A 26,286-nucleotide genomic window follows, 5' to 3' on the forward strand; every position below is an offset into this window, starting at 1 on the left:
CGCAACGGGTCTTGGACGCGCCACCCCGCCGCGCGCCACGATCGCCGTCATGAGAACTCGCGAACTCGGCGCGCTGAACGTGCCCGCCATCGGTTTCGGCGCCATGGTCCTGTCCCCCGGCATGTACGGCGAGGTCGACGAAGCCCAGGCCGAACGGGCGCTGCGCAGCGCACTCGACGCGGGCGCGGTCCACGTGGACACCAGCGACGCCTACGGCCCCGACGGTCACAACGAGCGCCTGGTCGGCCGGGTGATCAAGAACCGCAGGGACGAGGTCGTGCTGGCGACGAAATTCGGCCTCACGATCCCGGAGGGCGAGGCCGCCCGGGCGTTCCCGGTCGGTTACGCCTACGGCGAGCTGCGGGTGAACGCCGAGCCCCGGCTGGTCCGCGGCTACGCCGAGCGCAGCCTGCGCAACCTGGGCACCGACGTGATCGACCTGTACTACGCGCACTACCCCGACCCCGGCGTGCCGATCGAGGAGACCGCCGGCGCGATGGCCGAGCTGGTGCGCGACGGCCTGGTACGGCACCTCGGCCTGTCCAACGTGACGGCCGCCCAGCTCAGGGCCGCCCACGCGGTGCACCCGGTGGCGGCGGTGCAGAACGAGTGGTCGATGTGGCGTCCGGTGGACGCCGACCTGCTGGCCACGGCGCGGGAGCTGGGCGTGGGGATCGTGGCGTGGAGCCCGCTGGGCGGCGGCTTCCTCACGGGTGCGGTCCAGGAGCTGGGCGAGGGCGACTTCCGGCACAACGCGCCCCGCTTCCAGGCCGGGAACCTGGCCGGCAACAACGACCGCTACGCCCCGATCAGGGCGCTCGCCGCGCGGCTGGGCATCACCCCGGCGCAGCTCGCCCTGGCCTGGCTGCTGCACCAGGACGAGCACGTGGCCGCGATCCCGGGCAGCCGCACCCCGGCGCACATCGAGGAGAACACGGCCGCCGCCGACCTCACCCTCCACCCCGACACGCTGGCGCGGGTGAACGAGACGCTGGCCGCGTTCGAGGTGTCGGGCGGGACGCTGCTCTAGAGTCCCGCGTCCGCGTGCCGGCCGCGGACGAGGGCGGCCACCCAGATCGTGGCGAGCCCGGCGTACACGGCGAGCAGGGCCACGGCGAACGTGGAGAAGGCCACCGCGGCGGCCAGGGCCAGGCACAGCAGCGCCGCCCAGCCGTACAGGACGGCCCGCCGGACGGGGGTGCCGGTGTGGGCGGCCTCCTGGAGCGGGGTGACCAGCGCCATGACGCCGACACCGGCGACGGCGGTCGCGTCGTGGCCGAGCGCGATGCCCAGCGCGAGCAGCGCCGCGCCGAGCGGCACCAGGCAGCAGCACAGCAGCGACATGCGCGCCTCGACCTGCTCGAACAGCAGCCGGGTGGCCTTGCCCCGGGCGAGCCGCAGGATGGTCCACGACTCGGCCACCCACGCCGCCCAGTGCAGCAGCGCGATGAGCACGAACACCGCGATCATCGGCGGGATCGCCGGCAGCAGGAGCACCATCCACCACCCGCCGCGGAACCTGCGCCGCAGCGGCTCCAGCCGCCGGTGCACGGGGTTGCGCTGCTTGAGCGCCCGCACCAGCAGATCCCTGGCCCGCCCGAAGCCGGGGTCGAGGCGGAGCACCTCGCGGAACGCCTCCGCAGCGTCGCGCGGATCGCCGAACCTCAGTGCCGCGTGGCCCCGCACGAAGTGCGCGGTGGCGCTCTCAGGATCGAGCCGTACGGCGTGCGCCGCCGCGCCCCCGGCCTGCTCCGCGTCCCCGAGGTTGGTGTACGCCAGCGACAGCAGGCTCGCCAGGTCGGCGTCCTCCGGGTCGAGCTCCAGCCCCCGGCGGGCGGCGCCGGCCATCAGCGGCCACTCGCCCCTGGCCAGGTGAATCCGGGCCAGCACCTCCCAGATCGTGGCGTACTCGGGGTGGAGGTTCAGGGCGGCGCGGCAGGCCGCCAGCGCCTCGTCCGGCCGGTGGGCCCGGTGGTACACCTGGGCGGCGGCGAAGTGGGGCAACCACTGGTCGGGCGCGAGGCGTACGGCCTCCTGCGCCTCCTCGACCGCCTCGGCGGTCTTGCCCTGCTGGACGAGGGCGAGCCCCAGAAGGGCGTGCGCGGCGACGTGCTGCGGCTCCTGGGCGAGCGCGCCGCGGAACTCGCGCTCGGCCTCGGCCCAGCGGCGCATCCCCAGGAGCGTGCGCCCCCGCTGGACCGGATCGGCGACCTTCACCACTTCCCCTTGACCCAGGGCATCAGCTCGTCCCATGCCCCTGAGTCGTTGGCGTGCATGACGTAGTTGCGCGCGGTGGCCATCCACTCCCGCACCGCCGTCGGACGCACCGCGCGGGCGGCGTTCAGCAGGTCGTGCGTGGTCAGCGGGATCGGCCGGCCCGCCTTGATGGACTCATGCAGCTTCGCCTCCACCGCCCGGTCCAGCACACCCTTGAGGTCGGCGCCGACGAAGTGTTCCGTGGCCCGCGCCACTGCGTCGAAGTCCATCTCGGCCAGGGGCTTGTCGCGGCACAGGATGCGCAGGATGGCCGCGCGCGCCGCGAGGTCGGGCGGTGGCACGAACACCGGCTGGTCCAGGCGTCCTGGACGGCGGAAGGCGGCGTCGACGTACCAGGGGGCGTTGGTGGCGGCCAGCACGAGGACGCCCTCGTTGGCGTCCTGGTCGACGCCGTCGAGCTCGGCCAGGAACTGGTTGACGATCTGCCGGGTGTGCGCCTGGCGCATGTCGGAGCGGCGCGCGGCCAGCGCGTCCACCTCGTCGAAGAAGAGCACGCACGGGCGGTTGCGGCGAGCCATGTCGAACGTGGCGCGCAGGTTGCGCTCGCTGGAGCCGATGTACATGTCGAGGATGTCCGACAGGCCCACGCTGACGAACGCCGCGCCGAGCTCGCCGGCCGCCGCCCTGGCCAGATGGGTCTTGCCCGCTCCGGGAGGGCCGTAGAGCAGGACGCCGCCGCCGGCGCGCTTGCCGAACGCGGAGAACAGCTCGGGCTGCTGCAGGGGCAGCAGCAGCTTCATCCGCAGCGCCTCCTTCACCGTGTCCATCCCGGCCACGTCGGCGAACGTGATCTTCGCACGCTCGACCCCCTCCTCCGACGACGAGGACGGGGAGGGGGCCGGAGCGGCGTACGCGGGGGCCGCGGGCGCCGGGGCCTGCGGGATGGACGGCGTGACCAGGGGCGTCAGCCGGGCGGCGAGGTCGGGATCGGCCACGGACGGGTCGCGGGCGACCGCGTCGTGGTACCGCGCGGACGCTCCCGCGGTGTCGCCCTCGCCGAGAAGCGCCCGCGCCGCCAGCACACCGAGACGGGGCGGGCAACCGGGCGTGGCCAGCAGCGGCTCCAGCGCCGCCAGCGCGGGGCCGTGCTGGCCCTGGCGGACGAAGACCTCGGCCAGGCCCGCCGTGATGTCGGGGTTCTTGGGAGAGAGCACGAGCGCCGCGCGGAACTCGGCCTCCGCCTCGGCCAGGTAACCCTTGTCCAGAAGCTGCTGGGCCAGGAGCTGACGCAGGGGGAGGTTGTCGGGCGAGAGACGCGCCGCCTCGCGAAGCGCCTGAAGGCCGGCATCGTCAGACACGCGCCGTTCCCTTCTGTCGGGGGTGTTCGGTCATCTCGGGTTACGCAAGATACCGAAAATGCGACTTACCCGACGCCTTGTGGGGCTTGGCGCTGTCACGGTCATCACAGCCCGGCAGCCGCCTGTGGCGGCCGCCGGCCCGTGACCCTTCCCGCGGTTACGAACCTCTCACGGCCGGCCCCACGGGCAAAGCCCGTCCACAGGACCCTGGCGACGAGGCCATGCCCGCCGATGCCCCTTTGCTGCCCGGACAACGGACGACCCCCTGCCGCGATCAGCAGGGGGCCGTACGAGGTGATCGTCAGGCGGCGTGCAGGTACACCTGGCCGAAGACCTCCGAGAGGTTCTTCAGGTCGGTGGCCACGTCCACCTCGGGGTGGGCCGGGTCGTACAGGGTGGCCAGGCGGGGGCGGATCGAGGACAGCTTCTTGAGCTGGTCCCACGTGGTGTTGGGGCCCCACTGCTCGCCGTACACCCGGCTGACCTGACCCTGGTCGTTCTGCCAGCGGCTCCACAGGGTGACCGTCTCGGCCGCCTCGCTCTGCAGCGGGGTGGCGATGCGGTCGGCGATGGCCTGGGTGGCCTGCTCCTCGGTCAGCTGGGCGGACCCCGCGGAGGCGAACGAGGCGTCCTCGGCGGAGATCTGCGCGTAGGCGTCCCAGGCGCGGGCGCCGACCTGGATCCACTGGTTGCGCTGGGCCTGGGCGGCGTCGATCCGCCAGGCGGCGTACTCGGTGGCCATGTGGCCGGTGTCCAGCGTGAGCTGGTCGATGTAGCCCCTGGCCAGCCAGGCGCCGATGCGCTCGGGGTCGAGCAGCGGGTACTTCTTGGTCATCTCGGCCTGGCAGGCCTCGTCCGCGCCGCAGCCCAGGATCGGCACCACCGTGTGCGCGGCCAGCTTCTTGCCCGGCAGCGCGGCGCGCAGCGCGGCCGTGGTCTCGGCGACGAACTTCTCCAGCTCCTCGGCCGTGGCGAACGCCTGGTTGTAGCCGAGCTGCGAGGTGAACCGCACGCCGACGACGCCCGGCTGGGCGGCGGCCAGCGCGGCGACCTTCTTGGCGGCCTCGGCGAGCTTGCCGGCCTGGTAGTCGTCGGCCAGCTCGGTGTCGATCCAGACGCGCATGGTGGTCTCGGCGACCGCCTGCTGCGCGGCCTGGCCGGCCGGGGTCTCCAGGGCGGCGCTCTTCTCCGCCGCGGTGACCTCACTGGGGTCGACGTAGCACTGCTCGCCGTTCTGGCACTCCGGCGTGCCGCCGTCCACGACGCCCGGCACGTCGGGCGAGTCGACGTCGTGCAGCTCGCCGTCGCCCTCGGAGTCGGTCGGGCACTCGTTGCCCGGCTCGGAGCAGTCGATCGTGATGGGGCTCTGGGGGTCGGCGTCGATCATGTTCTGGCCGTCGTTGTCGAGCCAGAACTGCGCGATCTCCAGGGCCTCCTCCGGGGTCGCCAGCCAGCGGCAGACGACGTACGAGGGGGTGCCCGCCGGGAGTTCGTCGTTGCAGCTCCTGGGGTCGTCCTGGGACCACGCCGGCACGCCGATGCCAAGGAGAGAGAGGGTGAGTCCGATGACGAAGACCTGCCGTAACCGCTTTCTCATGGCACCTTTGCTTCCAGGGAGTGATCGCGGGCAAATCGCACACTATCCGGACGATCAGCTGCGTACAACGACATCGACACTTTGTTCATGTCATGGTCGGCCCGGTGTCTCCGCGAAATATTCCCGCGACAACCAGCGGCGAGTACGGCAGAATAACGGAGTTTGCCGTTATTGCAGGGGGTCAGCGCAGGTGCACGGATTCACACACGATCTCGGGCTGCTCCGGGATCGGCGCTTCGCCCTGCTGCTGTCCGCGCGGACGATCTCCGTCCTGGGGAGCGCGTTCTCCCCGGTCGCCCTGGCGTTCGGCATCCTCAACCTGCCCGGGGCGACCGCCTCCACGCTGTCGGTGGTGCTCACCGCGCAGGCGGTGCCCATGATCCTGTTCATCCTGGTGGGCGGCGTGATCGCCGACCGGCTGCCGCGGCAGCGGGTGATGATGGCCGGCGAGCTGCTCATGGCGGCCGGGTTCTTCGGGCTGGCGGCGATGCTGCTCACCGGCTGGACACCGCTGGCCGCGCTGGGCGTCGGCGCGGCCCTCAGCGGGATCGGCACGGCGCTCGCGTTCCCCGCGCTGACCGGGATCATCCCCGAGGTCGTGCCGCTCGACCGGCTGCAGGCCGGCAACGCGCTGCTCGGCCTGGGCGCGAACGCCTCCCGCGTGGCCGGCGCGGTCCTGGGCGGCGGCACGGTGGTGCTGTTCGGCGGCGGCTGGGCGCTGGCGGTCAGCGGCGCCATGTACGCGCTCGCCGGCGCGCTGATCGCGATGCTGCGCCTGGAGCCGGGCGACCGGTCGCGCGGCGAAGGCCACTCGGTGCTGACCGACCTGCGCGACGGCTGGCGGGAGTTCAGCTCGCGCCAGTGGATCTGGGTGGTGGTCGCGCAGTTCTCGCTGATGGTCATGGCCATCCAGGCCGGGCACGGCGTGCTCGGCCCGCTCATCGCCAAGGAGAGCCTGGGCGGCCCGGCCGCCTGGTCGGCGTTCCTGGCGGGCGAGGCCATCGGGACGATCGCCGGGGTGGCCCTGTCGCTGCGGCTGCGGCCCCGCCGCCCGATCCTGGTGGCCGTCCTGCTGTGCCTGCCGACCGCTCTGCCGTACGCGCTGCTCGGGGTCGACGCGCCCTTGTGGGCGATCGTCGCCGGGGCGTTCGTGCTCGGCGTCTGCTTCGACGTGTTCGGCGTGCTGTGGCAGACGACGATGCAGCGCGAGGTCCCGGCCGAGTCGTTGTCGCGGGTCAGCTCGTACGACATGCTCGGCTCGCTGATGTTCGGCCCGATCGGGCTGCTGGTGGCCGGGAGCGCGGCCGGCCTCTTCGGCACGAAGGAGTCGCTGCTCGGCTGCGCGATCATCATCGTGGTGGCCACACTGGCCGCGCTGCTGTCGCCCGGCGTCCGCAACCTGCGCGCGCCCCGCCCGCACGACGCCACCGACCCGGGCCGCCAGGTCACGCCGACCTGACCGGCCCGCCGACCCCGGGCCGTCAGGACGTGAAGTACGCCGTGGCTCGGGGCTGGAACATCAGCAGCATCGCCCCGAGCACGGCGAGCACGTGCAGGGTCCGGCTCGCCGCGAACGCCAGCCCGGCGGCGTCGGCCCCGGCCACGGCCTCGGCGATCGAGCCGCCCGCCAGCAGCCACCGGACGGGCTCGGCCACCAGCGAGAGCGTGCCGAACACGCCCAGCGTGCCGGCCAGCGTCCAGCGCGCCCAGCCTTCCCCGCGCCGCAGCCGCAGTGCCAGGAACACCGCGCCCGCGAACACCGCCAGCCGCAGCCCTGCGCCGGGCAGCAGCTCGGCGACCGTCGAGGTGCGCTCGTACAGCTCCCTGGCGACCATCAGGACGGTCTCGAACGCGCCGAACGCCACGGCCGTCAGCCACAACATGACGGCGGCGTGGACGACGGGCGGCGGCTGCTGGTCGGTACGGGATGCGACGACGGTGCTCATGACGGACCTCCAAGGGGACGCGGGCTGGTCCTCGAAGTCTCCGCCAAAAGCCCTCGTCACCTCACTCCCGCCGCCCCCCGAACCCCGGTAAGGACACCCACCCCCGCCTCCCCCAGCCCGCCCCAGGGCCCGGTAGGGGACGAGCCGCAGACGCGCTGACCCACCGCAGCGCCCTGCCGCCGGACGGCTCAGGCCGGCGAGCCGGGGGTACGGCCCAGGGCTTGGTCAGTGGGCGTCTCGACGCCCTGGACGACTACAACGGCGGCGACCAGGCAGCCGAGGCTGGCCTGGCCATGAGGAAGCGACACCGCTCCCTTCCGGCCAGGCCATCACGCTCAACGGCGTATACACCGCCGATATTTGCAGCGCACCACCTCCCGCCTGAGGCGGAAGACGGCATTGCGAAGCCGCCGCATTTTGGCGGAAAGGAAGGTGAAGACCCTGTTCTCCGCTCGGCTACGGTCGCAGGAAGAGGGAAAGGGTTCCGCATGACGCCGAAGCAGCCCAAGACCGAGCTCGACACCCGCTACAGCTCCGCGCTGAACCCGCGCCCGGGCGCGGAGAACGTCACCGCCACCGACTGGGCCGAGGCCCAGCGCCAGCTGCGGGCCGCCGAGGTCTTCTGGATCACCACGGTCCGGCCGGACGGCCGGCTGCACGTCACGCCGCTGATCGCCGCCTGGCACGACGGGGCGCTGCACTTCAGTACCGGGCCGGGCGAGCAGAAGGCCAAGAACCTGGCCGGCAATGCCAACTGCGCACTCACCACAGGGCATAACTCACTCGCCGAAGGCCTCGACATCGTGATCGAGGGCACGGCGGAGCGGGTGACGGATCCGGCGCGGCAGGACGAGGTCATCGCCGCGTTCGAGGCGCAGTACGGGGACCACATCACCTCGCCGGAGGGGACCTTCTACGGCTTTGGCGACAGCATCCGCAGAGGCGACGACCTGCTGTTCGCGGTGGCACCCGGCACGGCGTACGGCTTCGGGCACGACGGCCAGGTGTTCAGCCACACCCGCTACACCTTCTAGCGCGCCTGCGCACAAGGACAGTCGGTCCACTGGACGGCCGACGATCAGGACCCCGGCCAGGCTTTCGCCGTCGAAAGTCCTTGCGCGGCAGGTTGCCATGGTTGCCGGCCACCTTCACGCTCACCGTGATGTTCGGGTTACGGGCGAGCACCGGGGCGAGGGTGGCGCGCATGCCTTCCATCTCCTTCCCGCTGCCTCCGAGGTTGGCGCCCGTGACGACCACCTACCGGCGGCGCAGATCTCGATGAGCTGGATGTTGCTGCGGGCATGCTCCTCGACGGACATCCTCGCGCACAGGCCCAGCGGGCAGATCAACGGAAGCAGCCGGCCCCGTCGGCGGAACAGTCCCCGGATCCGTTCCGGGGTGACGGTGTCGGTCCAGCCCTGCGGGTAGGCGCCGTCCGCGCGCCTCGATCGGCCGCGGGCCCGCATGTTCCGGGCCCACCGGTGTCGGTCACGGCCGGCGCGGTGTCGTCGACCGGGGTCATGCCGGTCCAGCTGGAGGGTGAGTGGGTCACTCGTTCGCCGTGCACCCTGCCCCAAGGTCAGGGTCAAACACTCAGCCGATGCGGCCGCTGGTGCGCAGACCGCGGGCCTCGTGGCGTTCGTGGAGGCCGAAGCGGGGCTCCGGGGCGTGGTCGCCGTCGAGGACGCCCGCCACGTACTCGGCCAGCACCGGGGCGTGCTTGAACCCGTGCCCCGAGTCGCCGCCGAGCAGCCACACCCCGGGCGCGGCCTCGGCGATCAGCCATTCGGCGTCGGGCGTGAGCGCGTACTGACAGACCTGGCTGAACAGCACGGGCGCCTCGGCCAGCGACGGGAACCGGCGCCGCAGGTACGTCCTGGCCTGCTCGACGCTCTCCGCGTCGACCGTCCGCGCGCCGTGCTCCGGCTCGTACGGCCGCCCCTCGGCGTCGGAGGTGGCCTTCATCCCCACGCCGTCCACGTCACCGTGCCCGTACGCCGAGGCGCCGTGGTCGACCCAGGCGGGCGTCTCCGGGACCGACCACGCGGGCGGCACCGCGAAGTGCAGCGTGTCCTGCTTGGTGACGCTGATCGGCAGCCCGTCGAAGAGCGCGGGCAGCCACGCGCCGCACGCCCACACCACCCGGTCGGCGTGCCGCACCTCGCCGTCCACCTCGACCGCGCACGCGTACGGCGCTCCGTCGCCCGCCACCGGCACCGCCCGCGCCCTGACCAGCCGGACCCCGGCGGCCTGCGCGAGAGCGGCGGTCACCTGGGTGGCCCGCCTGGCCCTGATCACGCCCGCGTGCGGCTCCCAGAGCAGGAAGCTCAGGTCGTCGCCGCGGAAGTCGGGGAAGAACCGGCGGCCGTCGGCCGGATCGAGCACCTCACACGGGATATCCAGATTTTTTAGGACCTGGGAGCTGGCGTGCTCCCATCCGTCGGGCGTCCCGGCGAACCACAACATGCCCGCCTCCTCGTACAGCGTGACGCCCGCCCGCTCGCCCAGCCGCCGCCAGCCGTCCCTGGCCCGCCACGCGAGGCGCGTGTACCACTCGTCCGAGCCGTGCGCGCTGCGCAGCAGCCGGGTCTCCCCCGCGCTGGACTGCCGGACGTGTCCGGGCTTGTGCTGTTCGACCAGCGTCACCTGCCAGCCGGTCTCGGCCAGCCGCAACGCCAGCGATGCGCCCCAAATGCCAGCCCCGACCACAATGACCGATTTCATGAGAACACGGTGACCGGAAAAGGCGCCCGGCCGCAAGAGACGTCAGGCGATGAGCAGCTGGACGACCACACCGGCGCAGTTGCCCGCCACGCAGATCCGCACCGGCACCTCGAACGCGCCCGGCGCCGCCGGGACGCCGCCCACCCGGCCGTCGGGCCCGATGCTCACGCCCTCGGGCAGCTTGTCGTCGTCGGTCACGGTGAAGGTGGGCAGCACGCCGGCCGGCCCGCCGTCGACGCCGATCTCACCGTCGAGCGCGACGCCGGTGCGGCCGGGGAAGGTCAGCTCGCGTGGCTGCCACGGCACGTTGCCGAGCACCACGAGGGTCAGGTCGTCCTGATCGCACGCCCGTCCGGCGCAGCCCTCGACCGAGGCGACGTACGTGCCGGCTCGCTGCGGCGTGCCGTAGAGGCGGCCGTTCCTGTCGACCCTGACGCCGGCCGCCAGGTGGCCCGGACGGAAGGCGACGCCCTTGCCCGCGGCCAGCAGCCGTTCGTCCACCTCGATGCCCTCGGTGAGGTAGACGGTGTCCTCGACGAGGAGCCCGTCCGGGAGGTCGCGATGCACCGGGTTGAGCTTGCGGGGCTCGACCGGGGTCTCGCGCGACATCTCCACCATGGGCGCGTTGATGGAGGACAGGATCGGCGCCACCGCGCACACAGCCAGCCCGGCGAGCAGGAGAACCCACCACTGCCGCATCGTCACCCCCCGTTCCCGTGGCCGGATACGTACCCCTTCCTCGGCCGGCGTCACCCCGGCGGCGTCCCATAATCGGTCGCATGGCCGCCGAATCAGCTCAGACCCTGGAACGCGGGCTCCGCCTGCTGCGCCTGCTCGCCGACGGCAGGGGCGGGCGGACGCCGACCGAGCTGAGCGCCGAGCTGTCGCTGAGCCGGCCGGTGGTGTACCGGCTGCTGACGACGCTGATGAGCGAGGGGTTCGTACGCCGTGACGCCGAGGGCCGGGTGCACCTGGGGTTCGGGGTGCTGGCGCTGGCCCAGGCCGTTCAGCCGCTGCTGCGGGCGGCGGCGGTGCCGACGCTGCGGCGGCTGGCCGAGCAGGTCGGCGCGACCGCGCACCTGACCGTGGCCGAGGGCGACGACGGGCTCGCGGTGGCCGTGGTGGAGCCGTCCTGGACCCACATGCACGTCGCCTACCGGGAGGGCTCACGGCATCCGCTCGCGAAAGGGGCGGCCGGGCAGGCGATCCTGGCGTTGCGCGAGGGGCGGCACGACTACTTCCTCTCTGAGGGGCAGTTGCAGGAAGGGGCACGTGGCGTCGCCGCGCCGGTCCCCGGTCTGCCGTGGCTGGAGGCGTCCGTCGGGGTGGTGACGTTCGGGCCGCTGGAGGAGGCCACCGGGCCGCGCGTCGTGGCCGCTGCCGCCGAGCTGGCCGCCGTGCTGGGTTGACATCACCCGGACGATGGCGGACGGTAAGCACGTATAGAGGACACTAGTGTCCGATTAACGGACGCCAAGAGCGGGGTGCGTATGCCGTACTACCGGGTCGTGGGAGAGGTGCCGCGTAAACGGCACGTGCAGTTCAGGCGGCCGGACGGCGGCCTCTACGCCGAGGAGCTGATGGGCGAGGAGGGCTTCTCGTCCGACTCCTCGCTGCTCTACCACCGTCACCTGCCCACCGCGATCATCAAGGCCGAGGCGGTCACGCCCGCCGCGGCCACCAGGCTGGAGCCGAACGTGCCGCTCTCGCCGCGTCACTTCCGCACCCAGGAGCTCGCCGGCTCCGGCGACCTGATCTCGGGGCGGATGCTGCTGGCGGGCAACGCCGACGTCCGGTTGTCGTACGCCACCAGCGACCGGCCCAGCGAGCTCTACCGCAACTCCATGGGCGACGAGTGCGTCTACGTGCAGCGCGGACGGGTGCGCTTCGAGTCGACGTACGGCGTGATCGAGGTCGGCGAGGGCGACTACGTCGTGATCCCGACCGGCACCATCCACCGCTGGGTGCCCGACGGGCCGGTCAACGTGCTGGCCATCGAGGCGTCGGGCCACATCAGGCCGCCGAAACGCTACCTGTCGCAGTACGGCCAGTTCCTGGAGCACGCGCCCTACTGCGAGCGCGACCTGCGCGCCCCCGCCGAGCCGTTCACCGTGGAGGGCGAGGAGGTGCCCGTCCTCGTACGCACCCGAGGCGGGCTGACCAGGCTCGTCTACCGCAACCACCCGTTCGACGTCGTGGGCTGGGACGGCTACCTCTATCCGTACGCGTTCAACATCAACGACTTCGAGCCGATCGTGAAGAGGACGCACGCGCCGCCGCCGGTGCACCAGACGTTCGAGGGGCCGGGGTTCGTGGTGTGCTCCTTCTGCCCGCGGCCGCTCGACTACCACCCCGAGGCCGTCCCGATCCCGTACAACCACCACAACGTCGACTCCGACGAGTTCATGTTCTACGTGGGCGGCGACTACTCCGCGCGCAAGGGCTCCGGCATCGACGTCGGCTCGATCTCGCTGCACCCGGCCGGGTTCACCCACGGGCCGCAGCCGGGCGCGGTGGAGGCGGTGATCGACGCCGTCGGACGCGGCGTCACGACGACGAGCGAGATGGCCGTCATGGTGGACACGTTCCGCCCGCTCGACCTCGGCAGGGACGCTCTGTCCTGCGAGGACCCCGGATACGCCTGGACCTGGGCACGATGATTCTCTACGCCGCTCTGGTGGACGACGCGGGCCTGTTCCCGCCGACGTCCCTGCACATGGACGAGGCGCTGGCGCGCCACATGCGGGACCTGGAGTCAGGCCACCCCGTGCTCACCCACCGCCTGCTGTGCCCGGCGAGCCGGATCGAACGGCTGCGCGGCAAGGACGTACGCCCCCGGCGCGTCGGGCTGATCCTCGACACCGACGAGGTGCCCGACTTCGGCGACCTCCCGGTCGACCTCGTGGAGACCCTGCTGCCGCCCGACACGCCGATCGAGACGCTGGTCGGCGAGTTGTCGCTGCCGCCCGGTGTGCGGCTGTTCGTGGAGATCCCGGCGGGCCGGCCCGGCCTCAGCGTGCCCCCCGGCACGGGGCTGAAGGTGCGCTGCGGCGGCACGACGGCCGACAAGTTCCCGCCGGTCGAGCATCTGGCGCAGTTCATCCGGTTCTGTGCGGACAACGACGTCCCGTTCAAGGCCACGGCCGGCCTGCACCACGCCATACGCCACTTCGACCCCTCCCTCGGCGTGGACCGGCACGGTTTCCTCAACCTGCTGCTGGCCGTCTGCGAGGCCGTGGAGGGCCGTGACCCCGCGTCCGTGCTGCGCACCACGGACGTGGGCCACCTGGTCCGGATGGCGGGCGGCGTCAACGAGGACACCGCCGAGCAGGCGCGGCGGCTGCTGGTGAGCTACGGCTCCTGCAACACCAGCGCGCCTCTGGAGGACCTGCACGCGCTCGGCCTGATCGAGGAGGCCCGCCGGTGAGCTGGGGTGTGGACAACCTGCCCTACGGCGTCTTCTCCTGCCCCGGGGAACGGCCGAGGGTCGGGGTGCGCTACGGCGACCGGGTGCTCGACCTGGCCCCCGCGCTGCACGACGAGGTGTTCGCCGCGCCGTCGCTCAACCCGTTCATGGCCAGGGGCCGCACGGCCTGGCACGACACCAGGACGCTCATCAGGAACAAGCTCACCGGCGACCTCTCGGTCACCGAGCCGCATCTCATCCCGCTGGAGCACGTGCGCCTGCACATGCCCTTCGAGGTGGCCGACTACGTCGACTTCTACTGCTCCATCGAGCACGCGAGCAACATCGGCCGGATCTTCCGCCCGGGCTCGGAGCCGCTGCAGCCCAACTGGCGGCACCTGCCCGTCGGCTACCACGGCCGGGCGGGCACGGTCGTGGTGTCGGGCACGCCGGTCAGGCGCCCGCACGGACAGCTCGGGCCGGGCGAGTTCGGGCCGTGCCGCAAGCTCGACATCGAGGCGGAGCTCGGGTTCGTGATCGGCGTGCCGACCGAGATGGGCTCGCCGGCGGGGGCGTTCGAGGACCACGTGTTCGGGGTGACGCTGGTCAACGACTGGAGCGCGCGCGACATCCAGGCGTGGGAGTACGTGCCGCTCGGGCCGTTCCTGGCCAAGTCGTTCGCCACGTCGGTCTCGCCCTGGGTGACGCCGCTGGAGGCGCTGCCGCGCGTCCCCGGCCGCCCGCAGGACCCGGAGCCGGGCGGCTACCTGCGCCGGCAGGGTGACTGGGGTCTGGACATCTCCCTGGAGATCGTGCTGAACGGGGAGATCGTGTCGCGGCCGCCGTACTCGGCGATGTACTGGACGCCGGACCAGATGCTCGCCCACATGACGGTGAACGGCGCCTCCCTGCGCACGGGCGACCTGTTCGCCAGCGGCACGGTCTCCGGCCCCGAGCCCGACCAGCGGGGCTCGTTCATCGAGCTGACCTGGAACGGGACCGAGCCGATCAAGCTGCCCGGCGGCGAGACCCGGACGTTCCTGCAGGACGGCGACACGGTCACCATCCGGGCCACGGCGGGCGACCTGACATTGGGCGAGGTGTCGGGAACCGTCGGATAAGTTACTTGGCGTGCTTGCATAGTGACAGACCGCTAATCTTGGGATCACTCCCCGTCCCTCGGAAAGCAGGAGTCGCATGCGGCGTGCCGTGTTGTTCTGTGTCGCTTTGGCCGCTTTTGTGCTGGCGTGCGGGTGCGGCTCGGTCACGGCGGAGACCCCCGCGACGCCTCCGGTCGTGCGCGTCTGGCCGCCGTTCGACAGCGTCCAGGCCCGCACCGACCGCGGCCTGGTCGTCACGGCGCAGGGCGGCACGCTCAGCCAGGTGCTGGTCACCCAGGGCGGCGAGCCCGTGCCCGGCCGGCTCGACCCCTCCCGCACGACGTGGCGCACCGACTGGACGCTCAAACCCGCCAGCGAATACACCGTGACGGCCACCGCCGTCCGCGAGGGGGCGCCGGCCGCGGTGACGATGGGCCGCGTCCGCACCCGCCCGCTGCCCCGCACGTTCCGGGTGGCCGCGACCACGCCGCTGCCCGGCGAGACCGTCGGCATCGGCATGCCGATCATCCTCGACTTCGACCGGGCCGTGCCCGACCGGGCGGCGGTCGAGCGGGCGCTGGAGGTCACCGCTGCACGGCCGGTCGAGGGGGCCTGGCGGTGGGTGGGCGACACGCGGGTCGTCTACCGCCCGCGTGCGTACTGGGCACCGCGGCAGACCGTGACCGTCACCGCGCACCTGGCCGGCCTGCGCGCCGGCGACCTGTACGGCGGCGCCGACACCACGTTCTCCTTCACCGTGGGCCGCCACCAGATCAGCACCGTCGACACGAAAACCCACCAGATGGTCGTCACCCGCGACGGAGAACCGGTGCAGCGCATGCCCATCAGCGCGGGCATGGCGACCACGCGCGAATACACCACGACCAGCGGCGTCCACCTGACGATGGAGAAGGGAAATCCGGTGCGGATGATTTCCCCGGGCCGCGAGGAAGGCGAGCCAGGTTATTACGACCTGATGATCGACCACGCCGTACGCATTTCCGACAGCGGCGAATACGTGCACGCCAAGGACAACGTCTGGGCGCAGGGCCGGGAAAACGTCAGTCACGGTTGCGTCAACGCCGGGCCCGGCCAGGCGGCCTGGTTCTACGAAAATTCGCTGCGCGGCGATCCGGTCGTCATCACCGGCACCGACCGCCCTCTCGCATGGGACAACGGCTGGGGTTTCTGGCAGCTGTCGTGGGAGAAATGGCGGCAAGGAAGCGCACTGGCGCGGGTGCCGGAGCGCTGATATGAGGACTACCGTAGAAGGAGGGGGAACCACCGACGAAGTCCGGCCCGTTGCCCCTTCAGGAGGGCCAAAGACATGGACGCATGGATCATCTGGGTAATCCTCGCAGTCGTCCTCGGCGTGGCCGAGATTTTCACGCTCACGGCCTCGCTCGGTCTACTGGGCGCCGCCGCTCTTTTGACCGCCGCGACCGCGGCACTCGGGCTGCCCGTCCCCTTGCAGTTAATATTCTTCGCCGTGTCCTCGGCGGCGGGCCTGTTCGTGCTCAGGCCGGTCGCGATGCGTCATATCCAGCAGCCGCAGTTGCAGCGGTTCGGTGTGGAGGCACTCGTCGGGAAACCCGCTTACGTCGTCTCCGAGGTGACGGGCCGCGACGGTCGCGTGCGCGTCGGAGGCGAGGAATGGTCGGCACGCGCCTACGACGAGACTCTCGTCATCCCCACCGGGGCGACCGTCGACATCATCGAGATCGAGGGGGCGACAGCCCTCGTCTATCCCCGGGAGTGATCCAATGGATCCGCTGTTCATAGTCGGATTGTTCGTCATACTCTTCGCGGCCGTCACGCTGTTCAAGGCCGTGCGGATCATCCCTCAGGCCCGTGCCCGCAACGTCGAGCGCCTCGGCCGCTACCACCGCACGCTCAAGCCCGGCCTCAACTTCGTCATCCCGTACATCGACCGGGTCTACCCCGTGATCGACCTGCGCGAGCAGGTCGTCTCCTTCCGCCCCCAGCCGGTCATCACCGAGGACAACCTGGTCGTCGAGATCGACACGGTGCTCTACTTCCAGGTCACCGACCCTCGGGCGGCGGCCTACGAGATCGCCAACTACATCCAGGCCGTCGAGCAGCTCACCGTCACCACGCTGCGCAACGTCGTCGGCTCGATGGACCTGGAGAAGACGCTCACCTCCCGTGACACCATCAACAGCCAGCTGCGCGGCGTGCTCGACGAGGCCACCGGCAAGTGGGGCATCCGCGTCAACCGCGTCGAGATCAAGGCCATCGACCCGCCCAAGACCATCAAGGACGCGATGGAGAAGCAGATGCGGGCCGAGCGCGACAAGCGCGCCGCGATCCTCACCGCCGAAGGCCAGCGTCAGTCGCAGATCCTCACCGCAGAAGGCGACAAGCAGAGCCGCATCCTGCGCGCCGAGGGCCAGCGCGCGGCGGCCATCCTGGAGGCCGAGGGCCAGTCGCGGGCCATCGACCAGGTCTTCCAGGCGGTCCACCGCAACGACCCCGACCCGAAGCTGCTCGCGTACCAGTACCTGCAGGTGCTGCCGCAGCTCGCGCAGGGCAGCGGCAACACGTTCTGGGTGATCCCGAGCGAGGTCACCTCGGCGCTGCAGGGGGTCTCGAAGGCGTTCACCGAGGCGCTGCCGCCCTCGCAGGCGACGCGCGACGACCGGCCCGAGCCGGCCGAGATGGACGAGGAGGTGGCCAGGGCCTCGGAGGCGGCGGCCGAGGCGGTCGCCGACGCCCAGGACGCCGAGAGCCCCAAGGGGCCCCGCCAGCTCACCCAGGCCGTCCCGGACCCGTCCCCGTTCCCGGCCCACGACCGCGAACCCTCCGACGCCGAACGCTGACTCCGGCCGCGCAAGATTCGGGGGACGCCGAGCGACCCTGGGGGCGCCCGCTCACCGGCGGGCGGCCCCTCCCCGCCGCGCGCTCGGGTCGATGGTGAAGAGCAGCGACGGCTCCTGTCTCAGCGTGTCTGGCCGTTGTCGAAGTACGCGGCCAGGTCCGGGTCCAGTGGGGGGACGTCGTACGGGGTGCCGTTGTCGCGCAGGGACAGCGTGGCCATGTAGCCCGCGGCGACGCTCATCCGGGCCGCCACCGGAGAGGTGTCGGTCGCGCCGCCCTCGCGGGCGAACCGGCAGAACTCGGCGAGGATCTGCGGGTCTGCGCCGCCGTGGGAGCCCTGGGCGGCCGGCACCTTGTACGCGATGTCGCAGTCGTCCCGGTAGCCGCTGGGCCCGGTGTTCCAGACCTTCACCGTGTCACCGGGGCCGTCGCCGAAGTTCTCCAGCCGCCCCTCGGTGCCGATGACCGTGTAGTTGCGCACGTAGTCGGGTGAGAAGTGGCACTGCTGGTACGCGGCGATGACCCCGTTGTCCAGGCGCATGTTCATGACGGAGACGTCCTCGACGTCGATGACGTGGTGCAGGTCCTTGCGCGCGGTCGGCGGCCAGTCGTACTCCTTCAGCCAGCCCTCCGGCCGCGGCGTGCCCGGCTCGCGGCGCGGCAGGTCGCCGTAGAGCATCAGGTCGCCGAGGGCGTTCACCCGGGTGGTGTAGCCGCCGGCCAGCCAGTGGACGACGTCCAGGTCGTGGGCCGCCTTCTGCAGGAGCAGGCCCGTGGTGCGGGTGCGGTCGGCGTGCCAGTCCTTGAAGTAGTAGTCGCCGCCGTACGCGATGAAATGGCGCACCCAGACGGTCTTCGGCTCGCCGATGACGCCCTGGCGGATGACGTCGCGCATCAGCCGGACGACGCCCATGTGGCGCATGTTGTGGCCGACGTACAGGCGGGTGCCGGTGTCGCGGGCGGCGCGCAGGACGTTGTCGCAGCCCTCGACGGTGATGGCCATCGGCTTCTCCAGGTAGACGGCCTTGCCGGCCTGGAGGCAGTCGATGGCGATGCGCTCGTGCGTGTCGTCGGGGGTGTTGACGATGATCGCGTCGAGGTCGGGCCGGTCGAGCAGCTCGCGGTAGTCCTCGGTGAGGAAGTCCGCCTCGAACCGCCCGGCCTGCCGCTTGAGCACCGCCGGGTCGGAGTCGCACAACGCCGCCACGACCGAGCCCCTGCCCGGGCGGTGCGCGGCCAGGGCGATGCTCACCCGCAGCCCGAGACCGATCACTCCGATGCGCAGGTCTTCCACTGGTGTCCTTCCGACGTGATCGGACCGCGTTGCCCGGTCCGCGGGGTATGGGCTCGATTCGGAGATTAGTACCGATTTATGCAAATAACCAGGTCGAATCGCGCACCTTTGCGCACCATCGGGACGTACGGGCGGCTGCGGTCGTTGCGTGAAGGAGAGCTGTGGGGGCACTTAAGAATCCCTCGATGGACACGTGCCGAGCCGAGCGGGCACAGTGCGTTAGGTTCGTAGAGGGGGAAGTGGTGCCATGAAAGCGCTGGTCAAGGAGAAGGCCGAGCCTGGCCTCTGGCTCGTCGACGTGCCGGAGCCGGAGGTGGGGCCAGGCGAGGTGAAGATCCGGGTGCTGCGCACCGGGATCTGCGGCACCGACCTCCACATCAGGAAATATGACGACTGGGCCCGGCACACGCTCAAGCTCCCGCTCATCGTCGGCCACGAGTTCTCCGGCCAGGTGGTCGAGGTCGCGCCCGGCGTCGAGGACATCTCCGTCGGCGACCTCGTCAGCGGCGAGGGCCACATCGTCTGCGGCAAGTGCCGCAACTGCATGGCCGGCCGCCGCCACCTGTGCCGCAACACGGTCGGCCTCGGCGTCAACCGCGACGGCGCCTTCGCCGAGTACGTCACGCTGCCCGCCTCCAACGTGTGGGTGCACCGCGTACCGGTCGATCCTGACATCGCGGCCATCTTCGACCCGTTCGGCAACGCCGTGCACACCGCGCTGTCCTTCCCCCTCGTCGGCGAGGACGTGCTGATCACCGGGGCAGGCCCGATCGGGCTGATGGCGGCGGCCGTGGCCACCCACGTCGGCGCGCGCAACGTGGTGATCACCGACATCAGCGACGAACGTCTCGACCTGGCCCGCAAGCTCGGCGTCTCGCTCGCGCTCAACGTCTCCAGGTCCCCCCTCGACGAGGGCATGCGGCAGCTCCACCTGCGCGAGGGCTTCGACGTGGGTCTGGAGATGTCCGGCAACCCGGCGGCCGTCCGGCAGATGATCGCGAGCATGACGCACGGCGGCAAGATCGCCATGCTCGGGCTGCCCGCCGAGGAGTTCGCCATCGACTGGGCCACCGTCGTGACGTCCATGATCACAATCAAGGGCGTCTACGGCCGCGAGATGTACGAGACCTGGTACAACATGTCCGTCCTGCTGGAGAAGGGTCTCGACCTCTCCCCCGTGATCACCGATCGGTTCTCCTACCGAGACTTCGACGCCGCCTTCGACACGGCCGCGAGCGGCCGCACCGGCAAGGTCATTCTGGACTGGAGCGGAGGAGCTCGGCCGGAGAGCGCGAGGAACGAGCCAACGCAGGCCGAAGCGGCCGCGACCATGAACAGGCGCGGAGGAGCTCGGCCGGAGAGCGCGAGGAACGAGCCAACGCAGGCCGAAGCGGCCGCGACCATGAACAGGAGCGCTTGATGTTCACGAACGTGCGGGAGCAGTTGCGTACGACGCTCGACGAGATCGCCGAGGCCGGGCTGCTCAAGCCCGAGCGCGTCATCTCCACCCCGCAGAGCTCCCAGGTCGGCGTGGCCGGCCGCGAGGTGCTGAACTTCTGCGCCAACAACTACCTGGGCCTGGCCGACGACCCCACCGTGATCGAGGCCGCCAAGCAGGCGCTCGACCGCTGGGGCTTCGGCATGGCGTCCGTACGGTTCATCTGCGGCACCCAGGAGGTGCACAAGGAGCTGGAGGGCCGCCTGTCGGAGTTCCTCGGCATGGAGGACACCGTTCTCTACAGCTCCTGCTTCGACGCCAACGGCGGCGTGTTCGAGACGCTGCTCGACGCGCAGGACGCGGTGATCTCCGACGCGCTCAACCACGCCAGCATCATCGACGGCATCCGCCTGTCCAAGGCCCAGCGCTTCCGGTACGCCAACCGCGACATGGCCGAGCTGGAGGCCCGGCTGAAGGAGGCCTCCGAGGCGCGCAGGCGGCTGATCGTCACCGACGGCGTGTTCTCCATGGACGGCTACGTCGCCCCGCTGCGCGAGATCTGCGACCTGGCAGACCGCTACGACGCGATGGTCATGGTCGACGACTCCCACGCCGTCGGCTTCGTCGGCCCGACCGGCCGGGGCACGCCCGAGCTGCATGGCGTCACCGATCGGATCGACATCATCACCGGCACCCTCGGCAAGGCGCTCGGCGGGGCCAGCGGCGGCTACGTCGCGGCGCGCAAGGAGATCTGCGAGCTGCTGCGCCAGCGTTCGCGCCCGTACCTGTTCTCCAACTCCCTGGCCCCGGTCATCGCCTCGGCGTCGCTGCGCATCCTCGACCTGCTGGAGACCTCCGCCGACGCCCGCGAACGGCTGCGCTCCAACACCGCGCGCTTCCGCAGCGAGATGACCAAGGCCGGGTTCGACATCCTGCCGGGCGACCACCCGATCGTGCCCGTGATGATCGGCGACGCCACCAAGGCGGGCGCCATGGCCGAACGACTGCTCGACCTGGGCATCTACGTCATCGGCTTCTCCTACCCGGTCGTCCCGCACGGCCAGGCCCGCATCCGCGTCCAGCTCTCCGCCGCCCACTCCACGGAGGACGTCGACCGCGCCGTCCAGGCGTTCGTCCAGGCTCGGGGCTGAGTATCCTCACCTGGCGACGGCACTCCCACGCGAGCGGGCCCCGTCGCCAGGAGGAGCGCCGCCGAACGGAGTGAGGCCATGATCGACACGCGGCGGCTGCGGACGTTGCGTGCGGTGGCCGATCATGGCACGGTCACCGCGGCCGCGGCGGCGCTGCACCTCACCCCGTCCGCCGTGTCCCAGCAGCTCGTCGCGCTGGAGCACGAGGTGGGCCACCGGCTGTTCACCCGCGACGGGCGCGGGGTCCGGCTCACGGCCGTCGGCAAGATCATGCTGGGGCACGCCAACGAGGTGCTCGCCCAGCTGGAGCGGGCCGAGGCCGAGGTGGCCGCGTACACCACCGGCGAGGCGGGCGAGGTCACCGTGGCCTGCTTCGCGACGGCGATCAGCGCGGCGCTCTCCCCGGCGATCGCGGCGCTGCGCGCGTCCGCGCCGGGACTGCGGGTGCGGGTGCTCGACGCCGAGGGCGACCACAGCCTGGCCATGCTGCTGGACGGCGAGGCCGACCTGGCCGTCACCGTCGAATACCGGGGCGCTCCCGACGCCTCGGATCGCCGGTTGTGGCGCAGCCCCCTCTACGCTGAGCCGTTCGACCTGGTCCTTCCGCAGGGCCATCCGCTGGCCGAGTCGGCCACGCTGGTGTCGCTGGCCGCGGAGACCTGGATCGGGCCTTATCCGGGCAATCCGGTGCACGACGTGATCACGTTCGCGTGCCAGCAGGTGGGGTTCACGCCGAACCTCGTGCACTGCTCCGACGACTTCCGTGCCGTGGTCGCGCTGGTCGGGGCGGGGGCCGGGGTGGCTCTCGTGCCGCGGCTGGCGTTGCGCGACATGGCGGCGCCGGGGGTCGTGGTACGGCACACGCCGGGGCCCGAGCGCCGCGTCTTCGCCGCCGTACGCCGCGGCTCGGAGGCCCATCCGCTGCTGAGTCCCCTCCTGTCGGCCCTGCGCACGGTCGGCGGCTCACTGGGGTCGCAGTGAACGTGCCGCTTCAGGCGCGGGCGCGGGTGAGGGCGTCGGTGAAGCGGTCGTACGTCTCCAGTTCCGCCTTCACGGGCTCCAGTACGAGCTCGGCGCCGACCTGGTCGATGGCCGTACGCAGGGCCTTGGCCGTACGGCGGGCCCGGCGCGCGCCGCCCGCCCAGGCCGTCAGCCGCGACAACAACGCGATCAGCACGCCCGCCGCCACGCCGCCCAGCAGCAGCACCGTCGGCCACGGCACCTCCCCGGCGGTCGGCACCGGCGGCTCGGGCAGGCGCAGATAGTCCACCGCGAACAGGATGCCCAGCCAGACCACCCCGGCCAGCATGGCGGCGAACACCAGCCACTGCAGCACGTTCACGGCCCGCCACCAGCGCGGGCGCTTCGTCGCGCCGGCCGAGGTCGTGGCCACCACCCGGTCCACCGCGTCGGCGAGCTCACGGGCGTGCGACCGCGCCGCGTGCCGCACCGAGGCCGCCCACGGCCCCGGCAGCCCGGACGCGGCCACCTCACCGACGTCCCTGATGGCCGTCTCGACCTGAGCCCGCTGCACCACCGACGCCGCCGGAACGGACGTCCGCCCGACGATCCCCCCGGGCGCCCGCTCCGGAGCTGCCGCTCGACCGGCGTCCCCGCCGGGAACGGACACGCGGACAGGCTTGTCGTCCTGTTTCGCGCGGGCGGGAAGCTCGGGTTTCGTGGTCGGGGCGACGCCGATGCGGAGTCTGCGCAGCGGGTCGGGGCGGAACCTCCGGACCCATCGGGTGACCGGCCAGCCGGTGGCGACGACGGCGCGGTGCCGGTGCCCCTTCGCCACGGCCTCCACCACGACGGGCACCCCGGCCGCCGCGCACAGCGCCCCGGTGAGCGCCCTGCCGGCCACCTCCAGCCGCTTGCCCTCACCCGCCGGTTGTGGCGTCACGCCCTCTCCGACGGGCTCGGCCCGGCCCTGGGTGAGGACGCCGCCGGACGCGACCGGCTCCGGCCCGGGAGCGGCGGGGCCGGCGGTGGTCAGGTGGGCGGCGGCGGTCGTGACGTCGGCCGCCAGGCGGGCGGACCACGCCGTACGCTGCGCCACCCGGTCGTTGAGAAGCTTGCGCAGGTCGTCCATCCCCTGCCCGGTACGCGCCGACACGGCGAGGACCGGCACGTCCGTCAGGCCGTCGCCGTCCAGCAGGTGGCGCAGGTCGCCCAGGCAGCGGTCGACGGCCTGGGCGGGCAGGCGGTCGACCTGGTTGAGGACCACCAGCATCACGCCGCGGTGCGCGGCCAGCGGGCGCAGATAGCGCTCGTGGAGTGCGGCGTCGGCGTACTTCTGCGGATCGACCACCCAGACCAGCAGGTCCACCAGCTCGACCAGACGGTCGACCTCCAGGCGGTGGGACAGGCGGATGGAGTCGTGGTCGGGCAGGTCGAGCAGGACCAGCCCGGACATGTCAGGCGTCCCGGCGTCGGCGTGGGACCGGGCGGAGTGGCGCTGCGGGATGTCGAGCCAGTCCAGCAGCGGACCCGCGCCCTCGCCGTCCCAGAGAACCGCCTGGGCCGTGGAGGTCGTGGGCCGGGTGACGCCCACGGCCGCCACCTCGTCACCCGCGAGAGCGTTGAAGAGGGACGACTTCCCGCTCCCGGTGGCCCCGGCCAGAGCGGCCACGGTGTGGTCGACGGAGAGCCCCCGTCGTGCCCCGGCACGTTCGGCCACCGCCCGGGCGGCCGACACGGCCTGCTCCGACAGACGCCCCTCGCCCAGCGACGCCGCCTCCAGCAGGGCATCCACCCGAGCATCGAGCGACGGCCCCTCTTTGCGCCGCAGCAGCTTCACGACGCCTCCTCAGGTCCGGCGTCGCCCCGCCCGCGAGCACGCCGCCCCTCCCCCAGCACCGGCAACTCCGCCGTGGACGCATCGGGGTCATCGCCCTGCGCCCGCGTCGGGGGCTCCGGGACCGGCATCTCTCGCGTTCCCGCACCGCGTAGCTCACCGGGTTCCCGCGTCGGCAGGCCCGTCGTGGTGGGCAGGGTGGCGCGGTGGCGGTGGATCTGGCGGGCGGCCTCGCGGAGGGCGGCCGAGGTGCCCTTCGGGGGTTCGGCCGTTTCGAGGATGGCGGTGAAGCGGGCGGCTTCCTCGTCCAGCAGGATGCGCACGCGTTCGCGCAGGTCGTCGCGTGCCCGGATGGTGAGCGTCCGTACCGCCTGGTCGCCGAAGACGGCCTCCAGCAGCTTCTGCGACAGTACGCTCGTCCCGCCCGCGATCCCCACCTCGATCCCGGTCAGCCCACCCGTGGAGGCGAACACGGCCAGCATGAGCAGCAGCCCGGCGCCGTTCACGCCGAACGACGCCACCCGGGCCGCCGTACGGCGCTCACCGCCTTCCTCGCGTACGAGATCGAGGACGAACTCCTGCCATCCGCGCACCGCCACCTCGGCACGCTTGGCGAGGTCGGGTGAGGCGCGGCCGAGGCGGGCGGCCTCGACGGCGCCGAGGCGTTCGAGCAGGCCGGGGCCTCCGGGGGCGGCCGACCAGCCTTCCAGGGCCCGCTCGGCGGCCCCGTCGGCGGCGCCCCTGATGAGGGACTCCACGCCGCTCTCCAGGGCGTCGCGCAGCTGCGCCTCCGGCACTTTCCCCGTGAAGAAGCCGACGACCCGGTCGCGGATCCAGCCCACCCGGCTCTCCAGGGAGCGCATGAGGTCACCGGTGCCGATGAAGTCCTGCCAGCGGGCGAGCACCTCGCCCCGCAGCAGCGACCCGTCGCGCATGCCGGCGTCGAAGTCGGCCATGCCGCCCGCGTACGTGCCCGAGACGATGGAGCGCAGCCCGTCGAAGGCGGCCTGCTGGCGATCGACGGCGGCGGCCAGCGCCGGCACCCGGGTGGACAGGCTGTCGAGCGCCCCGGAGAGCGTCTGGCGTACGACGCGGGACCGCTCGGCGGCGTCGGCGGCCAGCTCGGCCAGCCAGGACGAGATGGGCCCGACGTACGACGCGGGCAGCCGCGCCTTCTCGTCGGGCAGCGGCGCCTCGGGGACGGTGAACAGGCGGGTGCCCTCAAGGCCGTTCTCGGCGAGGAGGCGGGTGAGATCGCGGGAGACCGGCTCCACCGCGTCGGGCGGCACCCGGTCGAGGACGACGGCCAGCGCGGTGCTGCGTTCGCGGGCGGAACGCAGGAAGCTCCACGGCACCTCGTCGGCGTACCTGGCGGCGGTCGTGACGAACAACCACAGGTCGGCGGCGGCCAGCAGCTGCGCGGCGAGCTCGCGGTTGGCGGTCACCACGGAGTCGATGTCGGGGGCGTCGAGCAGCGCCAGCCCTTCTCCGAGCGTGTCGGAGGTGATCACGCGCAGCGCGCCCGGCCCCGAGCCGGTGGCGCGGGAGAGGCCGGGCAGGACGTTCTGGCCCATGAACCAGGTCCGGTCGGCGGGGCTGACCACGAGCGTGGGCACCAGCGTGGTGGGCCGCAGCACGCCCGGCTCGGTCACGTCGGCCCCGACCAGCGAGTTGACCAGCGTCGACTTGCCCGCCCCGGTGGAGCCGCCGACGACGGCGAGCAGCGGCGCGTCGATGGCGCGCAGCCTGGGCAGCAGGTAGTCGTCGAGCTGGCCGGTCAGCTCGCGCAACGCGCGCCGTTCCGCCCCGGCGTCGCCCACGGCGAGCGGGAACAGGTCGCGGTCGAGCGGCCGGCGCAGTGACTCCAGCGCACCCAGCAGGTCCATACCGATCACGCTACCCACGGCAGGCCCTCTTCAGCGGTCCACCGCGAAGGGGATGCCTTCAGCGGTCCGCCGGGTCGGTGTCGTGTGTGTGGGCTTGTCCGAGAGGCTTGCCGGACAGGCGGGCGGCGACGACGCCGTGGAACGTCGGGCAGTCGTGGACGTCCGGATGGACGCAGCGCAGCGCGTGGGCGATGGCCTCGCGGGCGGCCAGGGCCGTGGCAATCTGGTCGTCGAGCTCGGCCTGCTTGCGCCGCGCCAGCCGCCGCCACTCGTCAGGGTCGGCAGGGCGGGCGGCGGCGAGCGCCTTCTGCTCGGCCAGCGAGAACCCGGCGTCACGAAGCAGCAGGATGGCCCCGACCAGAGAGACCGCCGACTCAGGGTAGCGCCGCTGCCCGGAGACCCGGGTGGCGGGCAGCAGCCCGATCGCGTCCCAGTAACGCAGCGCCGAGGCGGCGACGCCGGTGCGCCGCGCCAACTCGCCGACGGTCAGCTCGGTCATCTTGCCTTCAAGCGTACGTGAAGGGGTTGGCTGCG

At 72.1% G+C, this 26,286-nt stretch carries 23 protein-coding genes; 13 read left to right on the forward strand and 10 right to left on the reverse strand.

All coding sequences use genetic code 11. The annotated features are described in order from the left end of the window. Nucleotides 1–49 precede the first annotated feature (49 nt). Nucleotides 50–1,030, forward strand: a complete 981-nt coding sequence (locus ACIBP6_RS44925; RefSeq protein WP_397061132.1) for an aldo/keto reductase — start codon at nt 50–52, stop codon at nt 1,028–1,030. Here the strand turns inward: ACIBP6_RS44925 and ACIBP6_RS44930 are convergent. The 3 genes from ACIBP6_RS44930 to ACIBP6_RS44940 form a co-directional block, all read right to left on the reverse strand. Further along, nucleotides 1,027–2,217: a tetratricopeptide repeat protein gene (locus tag ACIBP6_RS44930; RefSeq protein ID WP_397061134.1), complete on the reverse strand. Its 1,191-nt coding sequence runs from the start codon at nt 2,215–2,217 to the stop codon at nt 1,027–1,029. The genes ACIBP6_RS44925 and ACIBP6_RS44930 overlap by 4 nt on opposite strands. Continuing rightward, entirely contained in the window at nt 2,214–3,575 is a 1,362-nt protein-coding gene (locus ACIBP6_RS44935; RefSeq protein ID WP_397061136.1) for an ATP-binding protein, read from the reverse strand. The genes ACIBP6_RS44930 and ACIBP6_RS44935 overlap by 4 nt, the downstream gene beginning before the upstream one ends. Before the next feature lie 301 nt (nt 3,576–3,876). Continuing rightward, nucleotides 3,877–5,172 (reverse strand): hypothetical protein, encoded by a 1,296-nt coding sequence (locus ACIBP6_RS44940; protein ID WP_397061138.1) that lies wholly within the window; start codon nt 5,170–5,172, stop codon nt 3,877–3,879. Nucleotides 5,173–5,362: 190 nt separating this feature from the next. Between ACIBP6_RS44940 and ACIBP6_RS44945 the strand changes: the two genes are divergently transcribed. Then, entirely contained in the window at nt 5,363–6,631 is a 1,269-nt protein-coding gene (locus tag ACIBP6_RS44945) for an MFS transporter (RefSeq protein ID WP_397061140.1), read from the forward strand. 22 nt (nt 6,632–6,653) lie between these two features. On the opposite strand, the gene ACIBP6_RS44950 is transcribed toward ACIBP6_RS44945, so the two are convergent. Then, on the reverse strand, nt 6,654–7,118 hold the full coding sequence (locus tag ACIBP6_RS44950) for a hypothetical protein (protein WP_132623665.1): 465 nt from the start codon (nt 7,116–7,118) through the stop codon (nt 6,654–6,656). A 488-nt stretch (nt 7,119–7,606) separates the two neighbouring features. Here ACIBP6_RS44950 and ACIBP6_RS44955 point away from each other — a divergent pair, with 488 nt between their 5' ends. Further along, entirely contained in the window at nt 7,607–8,152 is a 546-nt protein-coding gene (locus ACIBP6_RS44955) for a pyridoxamine 5'-phosphate oxidase family protein (protein ID WP_397061142.1), read from the forward strand. A gap of 559 nt (nt 8,153–8,711) precedes the next feature. Here the strand turns inward: ACIBP6_RS44955 and ACIBP6_RS44960 are convergent. Further along, on the reverse strand, nt 8,712–9,842 hold the full coding sequence (locus ACIBP6_RS44960) for an NAD(P)/FAD-dependent oxidoreductase (RefSeq protein WP_397061144.1): 1,131 nt from the start codon (nt 9,840–9,842) through the stop codon (nt 8,712–8,714). Nucleotides 9,843–9,884: 42 nt separating this feature from the next. Continuing rightward, nucleotides 9,885–10,547 (reverse strand): hypothetical protein, encoded by a 663-nt coding sequence (locus ACIBP6_RS44965; protein WP_397061146.1) that lies wholly within the window; start codon nt 10,545–10,547, stop codon nt 9,885–9,887. 74 nt (nt 10,548–10,621) lie between these two features. On the opposite strand from ACIBP6_RS44965, the gene ACIBP6_RS44970 reads away from it, so the two are divergent. From ACIBP6_RS44970 to ACIBP6_RS45000, 7 genes are all read left to right on the forward strand, one after another. Continuing rightward, on the forward strand, nt 10,622–11,251 hold the full coding sequence (locus ACIBP6_RS44970; protein ID WP_397061148.1) for an IclR family transcriptional regulator: 630 nt from the start codon (nt 10,622–10,624) through the stop codon (nt 11,249–11,251). Nucleotides 11,252–11,332: 81 nt separating this feature from the next. Further along, on the forward strand, nt 11,333–12,502 hold the full coding sequence (locus tag ACIBP6_RS44975; RefSeq protein ID WP_397061150.1) for a homogentisate 1,2-dioxygenase: 1,170 nt from the start codon (nt 11,333–11,335) through the stop codon (nt 12,500–12,502). Further along, nucleotides 12,499–13,269 carry a hypothetical protein gene (locus tag ACIBP6_RS44980; protein WP_397061151.1) on the forward strand — a complete coding sequence of 257 codons (771 nt, stop codon included), beginning with the start codon at nt 12,499–12,501 and terminating at the stop codon, nt 13,267–13,269. The genes ACIBP6_RS44975 and ACIBP6_RS44980 overlap by 4 nt, the downstream gene beginning before the upstream one ends. Then, nucleotides 13,266–14,369, forward strand: a complete 1,104-nt coding sequence (gene fahA / locus ACIBP6_RS44985; protein ID WP_397061153.1) for a fumarylacetoacetase — start codon at nt 13,266–13,268, stop codon at nt 14,367–14,369. The genes ACIBP6_RS44980 and fahA overlap by 4 nt, the downstream gene beginning before the upstream one ends. A 76-nt stretch (nt 14,370–14,445) precedes the next feature. Continuing rightward, complete coding sequence (locus tag ACIBP6_RS44990) at nt 14,446–15,600, forward strand: L,D-transpeptidase (protein WP_397061155.1); 1,155 nt, start codon at nt 14,446–14,448, stop codon at nt 15,598–15,600. Between the two features lie 75 nt (nt 15,601–15,675). Further along, nucleotides 15,676–16,107, forward strand: coding sequence for an NfeD family protein (locus ACIBP6_RS44995; RefSeq protein WP_397061157.1), 432 nt, complete (start codon nt 15,676–15,678; stop codon nt 16,105–16,107). 4 nt (nt 16,108–16,111) lie between these two features. Beyond that, nucleotides 16,112–17,188, forward strand: a complete 1,077-nt coding sequence (locus ACIBP6_RS45000) for an SPFH domain-containing protein (protein WP_397061159.1) — start codon at nt 16,112–16,114, stop codon at nt 17,186–17,188. Between the two features lie 119 nt (nt 17,189–17,307). Here ACIBP6_RS45000 and ACIBP6_RS45005 read toward each other — a convergent pair whose 3' ends face one another. After that, a complete protein-coding gene (locus ACIBP6_RS45005; protein WP_397061161.1) occupies nt 17,308–18,480 on the reverse strand; it encodes a Gfo/Idh/MocA family protein in 1,173 nt (390 codons plus the stop codon). 247 nt (nt 18,481–18,727) lie between these two features. On the opposite strand from ACIBP6_RS45005, the gene tdh reads away from it, so the two are divergent. The 3 genes from tdh to ACIBP6_RS45020 all read left to right on the forward strand — a co-directional run bounded on the left by tdh (nt 18,728) and on the right by ACIBP6_RS45020 (nt 22,050). Next, nucleotides 18,728–19,900: an L-threonine 3-dehydrogenase gene (gene tdh, locus ACIBP6_RS45010; RefSeq protein ID WP_397061163.1), complete on the forward strand. Its 1,173-nt coding sequence runs from the start codon at nt 18,728–18,730 to the stop codon at nt 19,898–19,900. Continuing rightward, the gene (locus ACIBP6_RS45015; protein ID WP_397061165.1) at nt 19,900–21,069 is read left to right on the forward strand and encodes a glycine C-acetyltransferase; all 1,170 of its coding nucleotides are present in this window, start codon (nt 19,900–19,902) and stop codon (nt 21,067–21,069) included. Before tdh ends, ACIBP6_RS45015 begins: the two co-directional genes overlap by 1 nt. Nucleotides 21,070–21,147: 78 nt before the next feature. Then, on the forward strand, nt 21,148–22,050 hold the full coding sequence (locus ACIBP6_RS45020; protein ID WP_397061167.1) for a LysR family transcriptional regulator: 903 nt from the start codon (nt 21,148–21,150) through the stop codon (nt 22,048–22,050). 10 nt (nt 22,051–22,060) lie between these two features. On the opposite strand, the gene ACIBP6_RS45025 is transcribed toward ACIBP6_RS45020, so the two are convergent. Genes ACIBP6_RS45025 through ACIBP6_RS45035 form a run of 3 tightly spaced genes read right to left on the reverse strand, consistent with a single transcriptional unit; the run spans nt 22,061 to nt 26,251 of the window. Beyond that, on the reverse strand, nt 22,061–23,869 hold the full coding sequence (locus ACIBP6_RS45025; protein WP_397061169.1) for a GTPase: 1,809 nt from the start codon (nt 23,867–23,869) through the stop codon (nt 22,061–22,063). Then, entirely contained in the window at nt 23,866–25,752 is a 1,887-nt protein-coding gene (locus ACIBP6_RS45030) for an ABC transporter (protein WP_397061171.1), read from the reverse strand. Before ACIBP6_RS45030 ends, ACIBP6_RS45025 begins: the two co-directional genes overlap by 4 nt. A 58-nt stretch (nt 25,753–25,810) precedes the next feature. After that, nucleotides 25,811–26,251, reverse strand: coding sequence for a MerR family transcriptional regulator (locus ACIBP6_RS45035; protein ID WP_397061173.1), 441 nt, complete (start codon nt 26,249–26,251; stop codon nt 25,811–25,813). Nucleotides 26,252–26,286: the final 35 nt, after the last annotated feature.

The organism is Nonomuraea terrae, assembly GCF_044465245.1.
In the GTDB taxonomy this organism is placed as follows: Bacteria; Actinomycetota; Actinomycetes; order Streptosporangiales; family Streptosporangiaceae; genus Nonomuraea; species Nonomuraea terrae.